Origin of the sequence: Lysinibacillus sp. OL1, from assembly GCF_004332175.1 — a bacterium.
GTDB classification, from domain to species: Bacteria; Bacillota; Bacilli; order Bacillales_A; family Planococcaceae; genus Lysinibacillus; species Lysinibacillus capsici.
This window is the reverse complement of sequence record NZ_SJDS01000001.1, coordinates 732,519-744,985: the sequence shown is the minus strand read 5'-3', so window position 1 is coordinate 744,985 and position 12,467 is coordinate 732,519. Positions and strand designations below refer to the sequence as shown.

At 43.5% G+C, this 12,467-nt stretch carries 14 protein-coding genes; all 14 read right to left on the bottom strand.

Translation table 11 applies throughout. The annotated features are described in order from the left end of the window. The 14 genes from EW028_RS03790 to EW028_RS03725 all read right to left on the bottom strand — a co-directional run bounded on the left by EW028_RS03790 (position 1) and on the right by EW028_RS03725 (position 12,379). Positions 1–984, bottom strand: a complete 984-nt coding sequence (locus tag EW028_RS03790) for an alpha/beta hydrolase (RefSeq protein WP_131519931.1) — start codon at positions 982–984, stop codon at positions 1–3. 126 nt (positions 985–1,110) lie between these two features. Beyond that, positions 1,111–1,530, bottom strand: coding sequence for a DUF1801 domain-containing protein (locus EW028_RS03785; protein WP_004228761.1), 420 nt, complete (start codon positions 1,528–1,530; stop codon positions 1,111–1,113). 41 nt (positions 1,531–1,571) lie between these two features. Further along, positions 1,572–3,383 carry an ABC transporter ATP-binding protein gene (locus EW028_RS03780; protein WP_131519930.1) on the bottom strand — a complete coding sequence of 604 codons (1,812 nt, stop codon included), beginning with the start codon at positions 3,381–3,383 and terminating at the stop codon, positions 1,572–1,574. Then, positions 3,380–5,113 carry an ABC transporter ATP-binding protein gene (locus EW028_RS03775; protein ID WP_131519929.1) on the bottom strand — a complete coding sequence of 578 codons (1,734 nt, stop codon included), beginning with the start codon at positions 5,111–5,113 and terminating at the stop codon, positions 3,380–3,382. Before EW028_RS03775 ends, EW028_RS03780 begins: the two co-directional genes overlap by 4 nt. Before the next feature lie 436 nt (positions 5,114–5,549). Beyond that, complete coding sequence (locus EW028_RS03770) at positions 5,550–6,236, bottom strand: hypothetical protein (protein WP_227744845.1); 687 nt, start codon at positions 6,234–6,236, stop codon at positions 5,550–5,552. Next, positions 6,233–6,727, bottom strand: a complete 495-nt coding sequence (locus EW028_RS03765) for an ECF transporter S component (RefSeq protein ID WP_131519928.1) — start codon at positions 6,725–6,727, stop codon at positions 6,233–6,235. Before EW028_RS03765 ends, EW028_RS03770 begins: the two co-directional genes overlap by 4 nt. 31 nt (positions 6,728–6,758) lie before the next feature. Further along, positions 6,759–7,151 (bottom strand): bifunctional adenosylcobinamide kinase/adenosylcobinamide-phosphate guanylyltransferase, encoded by a 393-nt coding sequence (locus EW028_RS03760; RefSeq protein ID WP_131519927.1) that lies wholly within the window; start codon positions 7,149–7,151, stop codon positions 6,759–6,761. After that, positions 7,103–7,699, bottom strand: coding sequence for a histidine phosphatase family protein (locus tag EW028_RS03755; RefSeq protein WP_131519926.1), 597 nt, complete (start codon positions 7,697–7,699; stop codon positions 7,103–7,105). The genes EW028_RS03760 and EW028_RS03755 overlap by 49 nt, the downstream gene beginning before the upstream one ends. Then, a complete protein-coding gene (gene cobS / locus EW028_RS03750) occupies positions 7,672–8,448 on the bottom strand; it encodes an adenosylcobinamide-GDP ribazoletransferase (RefSeq protein ID WP_131519925.1) in 777 nt (258 codons plus the stop codon). Before cobS ends, EW028_RS03755 begins: the two co-directional genes overlap by 28 nt. Positions 8,449–8,468: 20 nt before the next feature. Next, a complete protein-coding gene (locus EW028_RS03745; RefSeq protein WP_131519924.1) occupies positions 8,469–9,044 on the bottom strand; it encodes a bifunctional adenosylcobinamide kinase/adenosylcobinamide-phosphate guanylyltransferase in 576 nt (191 codons plus the stop codon). Positions 9,045–9,056: 12 nt separating this feature from the next. Continuing rightward, positions 9,057–9,665, bottom strand: a complete 609-nt coding sequence (locus EW028_RS03740) for a histidine phosphatase family protein (protein WP_131519923.1) — start codon at positions 9,663–9,665, stop codon at positions 9,057–9,059. Continuing rightward, a complete protein-coding gene (locus tag EW028_RS03735) occupies positions 9,662–10,756 on the bottom strand; it encodes a pyridoxal phosphate-dependent aminotransferase (RefSeq protein ID WP_131519922.1) in 1,095 nt (364 codons plus the stop codon). Before EW028_RS03735 ends, EW028_RS03740 begins: the two co-directional genes overlap by 4 nt. Continuing rightward, on the bottom strand, positions 10,743–11,699 hold the full coding sequence (cbiB, locus tag EW028_RS03730; protein ID WP_131519921.1) for an adenosylcobinamide-phosphate synthase CbiB: 957 nt from the start codon (positions 11,697–11,699) through the stop codon (positions 10,743–10,745). The genes EW028_RS03735 and cbiB overlap by 14 nt, the downstream gene beginning before the upstream one ends. Continuing rightward, positions 11,696–12,379, bottom strand: a complete 684-nt coding sequence (locus EW028_RS03725) for an adenosylcobinamide amidohydrolase (protein ID WP_131519920.1) — start codon at positions 12,377–12,379, stop codon at positions 11,696–11,698. Before EW028_RS03725 ends, cbiB begins: the two co-directional genes overlap by 4 nt. Positions 12,380–12,467: the final 88 nt, after the last annotated feature.

Below are 12,467 nucleotides of genomic sequence, written 5' to 3'. Positions count from 1 at the left end.
TTATCGACCTTTCTCATCACCCGTTGTTTTCATAAATTCCATTGCCAGTTGATAGATTTCATCTGGCTGATAGAGATAAATACTATGTGTCCCACTGACCTCTTTCACCTGTGCATAAGTGAATTGCTTTGCAAAGTCAGCATAATCCTGCCGATTTTGCTTCGTATATTTCGAATGTTTATTTTCTTCCGCAATCGCATCAATCAGTAAGATAGGCGTGTCTTGCGGCTTTTTGAGCTGTTCTGATTGTAAACTATTTTCGTAGACCTGCAACAGCTCATTTTGCATATCTTCATTAAAAAATTGTTTAAAGGACAACGCCTGATAGATTTCCTTTTCCTGTGCTGTTAAAAACGACAGTTGAAGTACTTGCGGATTATAGACCTGTGTTGGCAAAAGTCGATGTAAGCCGAGTTTAGTAGCGAGGTGCATGCCTCTCACCATCCAACGATCGACCGTCCCCATTTTATGCTTTACATATTGACTAGGTAGGCCAATGTCTAGCGCGATGATGCCCTTTACTTCCTCTGGGTATTTTTGAGCCCAGTAAATGGCCTCTAGCCCTGAAATGGAATGTGGCACAAGGACATATGGCGGTTTAAGCCCACTTTGCAGAAGTGCCTGTCGTGTTTGCGCTAAAATCGTATCGATTCCTCTATCATCATGGGCTACGTCGCTATAGCCATAGCCAGCTCGATCCACTACTGCAATTTGATGATGCTGTGAAAACTTACGATACAGCCCTTTTAGCTCATATACGGGTGCTGCGATACCTGAGCCAGCCATAAAAATATATGTATCCTCGCCAGCCCCCTCCTGATAAACATGGAAATTTTGACCATCTACATTGTTTAATGTGCCGTTAGGTTGTAAAATAGCTGACTCCTTCTGTATTAAGCTATAGTGATAAATACAAATTATCACCATTCCAAGCACAATCAATGCCCCCATATAGACAATCATTTTCTTTGCTTTCTTTTTCATACGTATCTCCTCTTTTCGTTGATACTTGCAAGGATACACGGTAAAAATAAATTTCTACTAAACTTTTGGAGAAAATAGATAAATTTCATACAAAAAAGCTACCTAACTAATAGGCAGCTCTCTTGATTAAGCATCTGGATAGGTTTTTCGTAAAAAATCGATCGTTTGTTGTATAAGGGCTTTTAAGATGTCTTCATTCACATCCGCTAGCTTATTAATATAAACGCAGGCTTTTCCTGTTGTGTGTTTACCAAATTGTTGTAATAGTTGCTCTCGTTCATCCCCTGGAGCAAAATATAAGCTAATTTTCGCTTTGCGAGGGGAATAAGCAGCTAGTGGGGCATCCCCTTCATGGCCTGTTTGATATTTGTAATGATATTTACCAAAGCCTATAATACTCGGTCCCCACATTTTGGCTTCATAGCCTGTGACCTCTGTAAAAATGTCCAATAATCGATAGGCGTCTTCTCGCTTTTTTGGATGGTCTACACTTTCAATAAATTCAATGACACTTACATCGGTTTCTTTGGTCTTTAATTCATACATGTCAATCCCTCGCCCTCTGGAAGATGTACCTTTATTATTCCCTATTCTACCTGCTCTAACAATAGTTTTTGTTGAAGATGACGATAGATCCCCTGCTGCTGCATCAGCTCTTGGTGATTGCCCTGCTCGACAATTTCTCCCTGCTGAATCACGAGGATTTGATCGGCATTTTCGATTGTTTTCAGACGATGGGCAATGACAAAGCTTGTGCGTCCCTGCATTAAATGCTGTAAGCCTTTTTGAATATCGACCTCTGTTTGGGTATCCACGCTAGATGTCGCTTCATCCAAAATTAAAATATCTGCATTCTCTAATATCGCACGGGCGATCGCAATAAGCTGACGCTGCCCCTGACTTAAATTGGCTCCTCCTGCCTGCACGGGTGTTTCGTATTGGGCAGGTAAATATTTGATAAAATGATGGGCATTCGCAATTTTTGCCGCTTCCACAACCTCTTCATCTGTCGCATCTAGCTTACCAAAGCGAATATTTTCACGAATCGTTCCCGAGAACAAATAGGTGTCCTGTAAAACCACACCAACTCTTTGGCGAATCGTCGCCATCTGATAGTGTTCAATATTATGCCCATCAATTAAAATCTCACCTTGATCGACGTCATAAAAACGTGTTAATAAATTGATAATCGTTGTTTTGCCTGAGCCTGTTGGGCCAACAAGAGCAAAAGTTTCTCCTGCCTTGGCATGGAAGTCAATGTTTTTTAACACAGGCTTATTTGGCCCATAGCTAAATGATACTTGCTTGAAAACAACATCCCCCTTGAGCGATGCCGTCTTGATCGCATTAGGCTTGTCGGCTACCTCTGAGGGTTCATCTAGTATCTCAAAAACACGCTCTGCCCCAGCAATAGCAGACTGGAAGGTGTTTAATAGATTAGATAGCTGATTAAGCGGACGGAAAAATTGCCGTGTATAGGTCACAAAGGCGGCAATAATCCCCACTGTAATAATACTCTTTACTGCTAAAAAGGCACCTGTTCCGATGACGACAGCAAGGCCTAAATTATTCATAAAGTTATTAATCGGACCTAGTAAGCCAGAGGTAATTTCTGCTCGTTGGGCAGAGTTTCGTAGATTTTCGTTTTGCTGATGGAACGTATCAATCGTTTGCTGCTCCTTGCCAAAAAGCGTAAGTACCTCCGAACCTGTAATCATTTCCTCAATATAGCCGTTGAGCTTCCCAAGATCCCGTTGTCGTGCTGCATAATTTTTACTGCTGCGTTTAATGATTTGCTTGGTTGTGAAAACGATCAGCGGAATAATAATCAATGTCACGATTGCTAATTGCCAGCTTAATGTAAACATGGCGATACTGACACCGATTACAGTTAAAATGGACGACACGATTTGCGTAACACTTTGCGCAAGTGCTGTATTTAAATTATCAATATCGTTGGTCACACGGCTCATTAAATCCCCAAGTGCACGCCGATCAAAGAAGCGTAATGTCAGTGTTTGAAGCTTTTGAAATAATTCAAGACGCAATGTCCGAATGGTTTTCATCGCCACATGAATCATGACATAGGTTTGCAGCCATGTCAGAATAGAGGCTACTGAAAAAATAACGGCCAATAGGATGCCTAAACGAATCGTTCCGTCGATATCCTTTTTCATAATATAATCATCAATAATATGCCCAATCATGTAGGGCCCCGCAAGGCTTAAAAAGGTCGAGGCAATGACAAAAAAGATAGAGAAAAACAGCCCTATTTTTTGTTGCTTGACATAATGCCACACACGTGACAATGTCTCCCTTTGATTTTTCGCCTTCTCAGCTGGTCCTCCCGTACGCGGTCCACGTCCAAAATTCATTTGCTTTGGTTGACCTTGACTCATCCTTGTTCACCAGCCTTTTGCTGTGACGCATAAATTGCTTGATAATGCGCATTTGATTGTAGAAGCTGCTGATGGGTTCCTTGCCCAACAATGTCGCCATCCTCTAGTACCAAAATAACATCTGCCTGCTGAATGGAGGCAATTTTCGACGCTACGATGAAGGTCGTTGTGTCTTGATAATAGGTGGCAATAGCTCGCTGCACTTGTTGTTCTGATGCACTATCGAGCGCTGACGTTGTATCATCCAACACCAAAATAGCAGGCTTTCGAATAAACGCACGACTTAATGCAAGGCGCTGCTTCTGCCCACCCGAAAGATTCGTAGCACCCTGTGATAATTCATGTGCTAAACCCCTATCAAGTCGCTCTACAAATTCACTGGCGCAGGCCGCCTCTAATGCCTGCTGTATGTCCTCAGCTGTAGCATCATCCTTACCGAGACGAATATTTCTTTCAATCGGTCCTGAGAACAATAATGCTTTCTGTGAGGTAAATCCGATATGCTCACGTAGGGTTGCGAGTGAGTAGGATTTTAGCGGTTTTCCGTCTATGCGGATTGCGCCACCAGAGGGATCAAATAAGCGAGGTAATAGCTTCACCAGCGTCGATTTACCACTACCTGTTTTCCCAATAATACCGACCGTTTGCCCTGGTTTCACCGAAAATGAAATCTTTTTGAGGACATCCTCAGCTGTTTCATAGTAACGATAGCTCACCTGATCAAAGTCAATGGCCCCTTTTATTGGATCGGTCAGCGCATGTTCCGCTTCCTTAACAGCAATCTCTTTGTTTAACACGTCCACAATGCGTTCTCCTGAAGGCAAGGCTCGCGCTATCTGCATCAGCACCATACTAGAGGACATCAGTCCATTTAAAATAATCGTTAAATAATTGATGAATGCAAGAATAACGCCCACTTGCAGCGTACCAGCGTCTACCTTAATGGCTCCAAGCCAAAGCGCGGCTACAATCCCTAGATTGACAACAAACATCGTAAAGGGTACAAGCACGCCGACAATTTGCTCAGCTGTAATAAAACGTTTCGTCAACGCCTCATTTAATTCTCCAAACTGTGCTACCTGCTGTGTTTCACGGCGAAAGGCTTTAACTACACGAATACCCGCCAAATTTTCCTGTAGCTTCGTATTGACGGCATCAATGGCCTCCTGAACACGACGATACAATACACCCGAATACTTCGTAAAAAAATACATCGCTATAACCAACAATGGTACGATAATGAGCAATATGGAAAAAAGCTCACGTGCTGTGACAAACACAATAATCACTGCGCCGATAAAGAGCAAGGGCCCACGCACAAAAATACGCAGCGTCATCATAAAGGCACGCTGAATACTTTCCACATCACTCGTTAAAATCGTAATCAGCTTCCCCGTTGTAAAAGCATCTCGCTCCTTGGCTGAGTAAGTCATCATCTTCTCATAAAGAGCCTGTCGAATATCCGAGGCAAAATGAATCGCCGCCTTCGAGCTATAATACGAGCAACCAACCCCACCAATAAGTCCGAGCACTGCACTGCCAAGCATCCACACAAACATATTCAATACGTAACGATTATCCCCATTGGCAATCCCCGTATCGATCATATGTTGCATGATGGTCGGCTGAATTAAATCCATCGTCACCTCTAGCACCATCAATAACGGTGCAATCAGCGTGAAAAATTTATAAGGCCCCAAATACTGCCCTAATTGTTTAACTGCCTGCATACATTCGTCTCCGTTCTATTTAAATCCCATTCGTTCCTTATTATAACTGAAAATCATTCCCATTTGATAAATAATTTTTCGGGTCTCGTAATATTATTGGAGTGGTTTGATTGTGGTGTAGTGTCTTCATAAGGAGAAAAAATCTAATTTCTAAGCAGATTTTGGAGGGTGGTGACTTTTTAGAGCGAAGTTCTACTTTGGAGCGGGGTTATCCTTCTTTGGAGCGGCCTCTTTGCTCTCCTTAAGAGCGACTTCCTCCCCTTTCAGAGCAGGCCTTTTCCTTTACAAGCAACAGCCAGCTACTTTAGATTCAGCGTCATCCTGTTAATATGTAAGGAACTACCCAGAGCAAGGATACTACAGAAGTAAAATAACACTCGCTCTGGATTATCTGGCCCTGTCCCAAGAAACGATCATTTGCCCAAAACAAGCCCCATCACTTTTCAGAAATGCGTAGTTTCTCAAAATTTCGCAGGAAAATTTTTTGTGCCTGTGATTCATTGTCTGGAGCAATGCCTAGCAAAATGACCGTACAGGGGCCTGCTGATTTTGCACCATCAAGGGCGCATTCCACATGTCGCTCCCCAAACAGACGGGCAAATTCTCCTTGCAGCCCCCTTGATCCGACTGGCCATACTTGCTGAACAATTTCTGACTGCCATGCCTTGAAAACAGGCAGCAACTGCGCCACATCTTCAGGCTGTGCCAACACCTCTTCACCCACAAACGGCAGGCCATAGGTGTACCAGCTAAGCTGATCGTGGTCAAATGCTCGACGCTGCTGCTGAATTTCTCCAAGCATTGTAACAGCTAAGCCTGACTGCAATGTGGGCATATTGGATTCCGTACTCCCCGTAATGGCTGGGCATGTAAGACCTGCCTCTGCAAACACTTGCTGTATACCTTTTTCATAGCGAGACCATGCAGCGTCTCCAGAAAAATTCGCAAGTAGAACTTGAATAGGTAGTGCCTGTGCAGCAAGCTGTTCTAAAAACGTTACACGGGCTGTCATATAGGCTGTCAATTGGTCTGATGCCGACACAACATCTTGTGGTTTTTGTCCAATGGCTGCGGCATTATCCATGGTCGCAACGAATGCCCCTACTTTCATCGCATTTCTCACTGTACACGACCTTCCTTACGCACAAAAACCTTTGATAGGACGGGCATTACTACCGCAACAATGATTAAATTGATCACCGTTGCCATTAGAATACTACCTAAAGCACCCCAGAAAAATGCTGGACTAATAATAAAATAAAATGGTAGTGGCGCAACAATACCATTTAATACTAAGGCAACTGGCCATTTCCAAAAGTGCATGCCTTTTTTATGCATCACCCCGAAGACCCATACAACAATCAACATTTCTACCGCAATAATAATATGTAAAGGTCCTAGGGGGAATCCAGCTGTTAATGCTGTAATAAAATGGCCGATTAATCCAGCAACCCCTGCTAAGATGGGGGATAGAAAGACAACACCTAAAAAGGCAGGAGCCGAATCCAGTGCAGCCGTTGAAATAAACGCTGGTACCTTAATCATTGCTCCTACTGCACAGATGGCCGCTACCATCGCCGTCAAAATCAATTTTCTTAATTTTTGTCGTTCCATTTCATTCCCTCTTTTCTGTTGAATGTCTACTTTACTTCAATGGCTCAGCAATTCCATACCAAATCCGTACAACTTGCTCCGCTTCCTTGAACAAAGCTTGATATAGACGACCACAGGTATCACGTAGCTGTCGGGCTTGTTTTTCCATTGGCACAACCCCACGCCCCATATCCGTCACAATAAGTGCGAGTGTACAATGCTGTTCAAGCTCTTGTAATGTGGCTAGCACCTTTTGTACGATTTGTTCATCTTCCTCCAAGTTTTGTGTCACAAGCCATTTTTCTAAGTTCTTTAGGACAAGGACATCACAGGCGGGCGCTACCTCAGGTAGTTCACCAGCAATCATCACCATCTGTTGCGGTTCATACAAGCGCCTCACATAGTCGGTTTTGCCGTTATAGGCACCTCCGATAAAGACATGCATCGTGCTCCCTCCTCCCAAGCCTTTCTTGTAAATGTTAAAACAAATTGTTTATCATGTGGCACTTGATAGGACCAAAAGGGCTGTTCTGTTGGCGCAAAGGCAACAAGTAAGGCACGAATAACCCCACCATGAACCACTAAATAATAGCTATCCTCATTTTTCGGTAAATAATGAAATCCATCTACAACACGTTTCATAAAATCATCGAATGCCTCACCTTGTGGAGGGGGTGTACGGATTGGATCATCTATCCATGCCCGATAGTGAGCATCCATTTTTAGCTCCTCATAGGTTTTCCCTTCGAATGCACCAAAGTTCGTCTCTCGAAGGGATGCCTCTGCCTGATAGCTAGCATTGGGAAAATAATGAGCAGCCGTTTGTCGACAGCGCTGTAGATCACTGCCATATACCTTTTTAACCAATGCATCCACAACAACAAGCTTGGCTGTATCTGCTAATGGTACGTCCGTCCACCCAAGGTAACGCTTTTCAAGATTCTCTTTAGTAGGCGCATGCCGTATTAAGCACACAGTAACAATGTCACCCATAGCACAACCTCCATCCCTTCAATGGAGGCACCCAGTAAATCGCCAGATACTCCACCAAAATTACGCAACGTAAATTGTCGAAAAATAAAAAGTGCAATGGCTAAAACGACGACTAGGACAACAGGAAGAAGTAAGAACTGCGTGCTGATAAAAACAACCGTCATCGCCAATACGAGCGATAACAGCATGAACACTTTTAATCGATTAGCATTCATATGAGACTTAAAAAAATAAGCAAGACCTTTTTCCTTTGAGCAATGGAGTGACATAAAATAAAAGCTCATGCCCACCCTTGTTAGAAATGGAACGAATAGTACCATCCACAAGTCGAATTTCTGCTGCACTAAAAGCTCATGTAGAATAACAAATTTCCCCATTAATAAAAACACCACAGCCAATACTCCGAACGCTCCCACACGGGGGTCATCTAAAATCTCCAATCGTTTTTCTCGATCTCGATAGGAAAAATAGGCATCGCCCATATCAATAAAGCCGTCTAAGTGCAAACCACCTGTCCATAAAGCAAATAGCCCTATCACAGTGAAAGCTAGCATCACTTCACTGCTGGCTGTCCACTGCATAAGACTATAAAGCACAGCTGCCACCGTTGTTCCCATTAAAGCACCTATCCACGGTAAGCAAGCAAACATGCCTGTGATGGTGGACCTTGTTAGCGGAAGCTCTTTATGTACTGGCAATACCGTAAAAAATTGAAATGCCAGTAGGAGGCTATGCCAAAAATTTTTCATCCTCTTGCCTTCCTTCTTGATTATTTCCATCTCTTTACAATGCCATAGTTCATTTCATAGGCCTCCTGTGCCATAGAAACCAACCATTGATGGAACTGTCCGAGCGTTCGTCGGTATAATTCTACTTCCTCACTAGCATAAGGAGGTTCATCAAACAGTTCATTGGATACCACAAAAAAAGTCAAATCCTTCTTCAGTAGTGATTGGATCGCCTGCTTGACGGCCTGTAGCTTCTTAGCTAAACAACCAGGCTGTTGTAAACAGGGTGTCCCCTTGTCATACCCTTCGTAAAAAGCATTGGTCAGCCAAGTTGTCACGCAATCCCACAGCACCACATCTCCATCCTGAAGTGTCTCAAATACTTCAGAAATTGCATAGGGAGCCTCCACCGTCAGCCATTGAATAGGCTGTGCCTGGCGATCTGCCTGATGCCGTAAGATTCTTTTTTCCATTTCATGATCTAAGGCAATACCCGAGGCCAAATAGAGCAAGCGTTTCGCTGTACATGTCTGTGCCTCATAATGCTGAAGCGCTGCTTGCTCGGCAAAATGGGATTTACCACTACGTACACCACCTGTAATAAAAATAAGCGCCATGTAGGACACCTCCTATTGTAAATGATGTAGATTACCAATATCCTTCACAAGCCATTGTTGACCTTGCCGTTCAATCACTGTCACACTTGTCCCATGAATGTATGGGGCTGCCCACAGCTCACTAATGCTGCGCTGTAAAATAGCATTGATAATGCATTTAATCGTTACAGCGTGGGAGACAATGAGGATCGTTTCATTGTGATGTTGGGCTGCTATTTTTTTTAATGTAAACATCGCTCTTTCTGTTACAGCTCCAAAGCTTTCTGTATGACTCGCCACAAACTGCGCAGGGTAGTTCGTATATAGCTCATAATCAAGCTTATGTGTCGCCAGTATATCGTCGATTGTCTGCCCCTGCCATTTCCCTAAATAGATCTCCCGTAAATCATCTTCATAGGCAATAGGCAGCTTGCGATTGGCCATCAAAATAGCCATCGTCTCTCTTGCACGACCACTTGAACTACAATAAGCAGCGGTAAAAAGAATCTGTTGCAGTTGCTTGTGAAGTTTTTCAGCCGCTGCTCTACCGTTTTCCGTTAATGGAGAATCCAGCCACCCCTGTAGTCGATGCTCCTGATTCCAGTGTGTTTCCCCATGTCTTACTAGATAAAAAGTTGTCACTTTTCTCTCCCCTTATTTAGGTTAAACCACGTTTGTAGACAATTATGTAAAGATGTCATGGCTGCAATGTCTTTTATGCCAATACGGAACCACTCACCCTGCAAGCCTTGAAAGTTTTTTGTGTGACGCAGCACAACCCCCTGTGCAAGACAATAGGTGAAAAAGGCGTCTGCTTGCTGTGTTTTCGGTAAGGAGAAGCACACATAATTCGTTACACTATTCGTTACTTGGCAGCCATTGTCCTGTAAGTAACGATGCAGCCATTCCCTTTGCGCAGCGGCATAGGTAATTGCCTGCTGACAATAGTGCTGTTCGTCTAAACAGCTTGCCCCAATTACAAGCGCAAAGGCATTTAAATTCCAATGCGGTAGCATTTCTTTTAAGGCGCTCACAATTGTAGCATGCGCAACCAAATACCCAAGTCGTAAACCTGGAATCGCATACATTTTAGTCATCGAACGAACGACAATAACATGTGGGTTTTGTGCACTAAATTGAATCAGCGAATGCGCCTCATCTACCCAATCCATAAATGCCTCATCGATAACAAGCTCACAATTAACGATTGCTCCGTGTGCGATTAAGGCGAGTAAATCTTCCTTATTTGGCAGTACGCCAGTCGGATTATTAGGTGTACAAAGATATACAGCATCTGCCGTCATCATTTCCTGCTGTAGCTGCTCTAATGGCAATGTGTAATTGATAAAATCTGTCACGACAATAGGAACGATCGTAGCACCTGCAGCACGCAATGTTCGCTCATACTCTGAAAAAGTTGGATGCACAATGATAACACGCTTATTGGCATAACGTCTTGCTAGTACACTAAAAAGCTCTGAAGCCCCATTGCCTAGTAAAATCGTATTCTTTTCTACCTGATGAAAAGCTGCGACCTTCGTTAAAAAAGGCTCCCCATCTGGATCTGGATAGCGTTGAATTAGTGGATAAAAAGTACGCCAACGTGCCTCCACAAAGGCTGGTGGTCCTGCCGCATTGACATTTTCGCTGAAATCATATACCACCTCAGGCATCGTTAAGCCTAATTGCTGATAAACATTTTGCGGATTTGCTCCGTGATTAGGTAACCGCATAAATTAACACCTCCACTGCTAACATAACAAGCGCAAACAGTACTGTGGCAATACGCATATGAATAATGGACGTTGCAATATGCTCTTTCGTTAATGGCACTAATTTTTCCCCCATAATTGCTCGATGAGAGACAACGCCCTGATACGTATTTTTTCCCCCTAGCTGTACACCAAGCTGCACTGCAGTCGCTGCCTCTAAATAGCCACTATTTGGACTAGGATGCTTCTTAGCGTCCTGTACCCAACGCTTTAAGCGCTTGCCAAGCGAACGATCTGTTTCATTTTTCGTACCAAGCACGATCAGTAAGCCTGTAATGCGACTTGGAATAAAATTCAGGACATCATCAAGCTTGGCTGAAAACATACCAAAGTCTTTATATTTTTCATTTTTATAGCCCACCATCGAATCCAAGGTATTGACAGCCTTATAGCCCCATAAACCAATTGCCCCAAATAGAAAGGCATAAAAGAGTGGAGCTGTCACACCATCACTTGTATTCTCAGAAACCGTTTCTACCACACCACGCACAATTTCATCCTCACCTAATTTATCGGTATCACGTCCGACAATCCAAGACAGCTTAACACGTGCTTCGGCAAAATCCCCTTTGACAAGCGGCACATAGACAGCCATCGCCGCCTCCTTCAAGCTCCGCTGTGCCAGTCCGATACCAATCAGCAGACCCTCTACAAGGATGCCAAAAATGATACTCACCTGATAGCTTAGTAATAGAATTAGCGTCACCACAAACATGGTCGTGCCAACAACAGCAAGTGCCATCACTGTCCCACGTAGCTTGCGCCATTTGCCCTTATTCCATAAAGCTGTTTGCGATTGAATCAAGTGTCCAATCCAGCGTACAGGATGAGGAAGCTTCGGAGGGTCCCCTACTACTAAATCAAAAATAAGCCCTATGATGCAGGCAATCACAATAGCAATCATTTAGACCTCTCCTCTTTATCTTTTTTGTATTTCCTAACCGCCTCACACATCGTTTCATAAACACCATAGCCAATGACCTTACCAAGCATAGTGATGGGACCTGCATATTGATGGAAGTCCCCTTCTTCTGTCGAGGCAATAAGCAAGCTATCAGTAGATGTACCTGTAGCTAGCGTGCCTGTCGTAGGATCTGTAACACCCTCATCTACTAAAGCCTTGACCTTGGCTTCCGTAGTTGAAATCATTGCCTGAAAAAGTGCCTCATCAGACAGCTTGCCATTGATCAGCACCCAAGTATTGATAGTGCCTGGATGATACTGCTCCTCTCGATGAAAAGCACGGGTAATATCTACCGCATTGCCAAGTCCTGCGGTAATCATAATGACAAGGTGGATTCCCTCATATGTAAAGTCACGAATAGTCGCAAACTTGGCTTGGACAGCCGTCATCATAGCCACTGTATTGTCATGCGGGAAATGCTGTGCCTGCAAAAACTGCAGCAATTCCTGATGTGGCTGTCGCTCATCATAGGTAATAGGCACCGTTCGATTCATCAGATGCGTATAATGACCAAAGCCTGGGTTATGCATGGCTGAGGATACAACCTTCATGGCTGAAGCTGTTTGAAGGGCAACATAATCGTCAAAAATATGAATGCAATCCTTAGTAAGTATAGGCAATCAATCGCCTCCTCGCGATAAAGTTGTTACGGAACATAAAAAAACAAATTCTTACAAAGAAGAATTTGTACGGTCGATTCTTTATTAA

Bases quoted from the DNA above. Each gene is read 5' to 3' on its own strand.
- EW028_RS03790 (WP_131519931.1), bottom strand. From the start codon at position 984: ATGAAAAAGAAAGCAAAGAAAATGATTGTCTATATGGGGGCATTGATT.
- EW028_RS03785 (WP_004228761.1), bottom strand. From the start codon at position 1,530: ATGTATGAATTAAAGACCAAAGAAACCGATGTAAGTGTCATTGAATTT.
- EW028_RS03780 (WP_131519930.1), bottom strand. From the start codon at position 3,383: ATGAGTCAAGGTCAACCAAAGCAAATGAATTTTGGACGTGGACCGCGT.
- EW028_RS03775 (WP_131519929.1), bottom strand. From the start codon at position 5,113: ATGCAGGCAGTTAAACAATTAGGGCAGTATTTGGGGCCTTATAAATTT.
- EW028_RS03765 (WP_131519928.1), bottom strand. From the start codon at position 6,727: ATGGAACGACAAAAATTAAGAAAATTGATTTTGACGGCGATGGTAGCG.
- EW028_RS03760 (WP_131519927.1), bottom strand. From the start codon at position 7,151: ATGCATGTCTTTATCGGAGGTGCCTATAACGGCAAAACCGACTATGTG.
- EW028_RS03755 (WP_131519926.1), bottom strand. From the start codon at position 7,699: ATGGGTGACATTGTTACTGTGTGCTTAATACGGCATGCGCCTACTAAA.
- cobS (WP_131519925.1), bottom strand. From the start codon at position 8,448: ATGAAAAATTTTTGGCATAGCCTCCTACTGGCATTTCAATTTTTTACG.
- EW028_RS03745 (WP_131519924.1), bottom strand. From the start codon at position 9,044: ATGGCGCTTATTTTTATTACAGGTGGTGTACGTAGTGGTAAATCCCAT.
- EW028_RS03735 (WP_131519922.1), bottom strand. From the start codon at position 10,756: ATGCGGTTACCTAATCACGGAGCAAATCCGCAAAATGTTTATCAGCAA.
- cbiB (WP_131519921.1), bottom strand. From the start codon at position 11,699: ATGATTGCTATTGTGATTGCCTGCATCATAGGGCTTATTTTTGATTTA.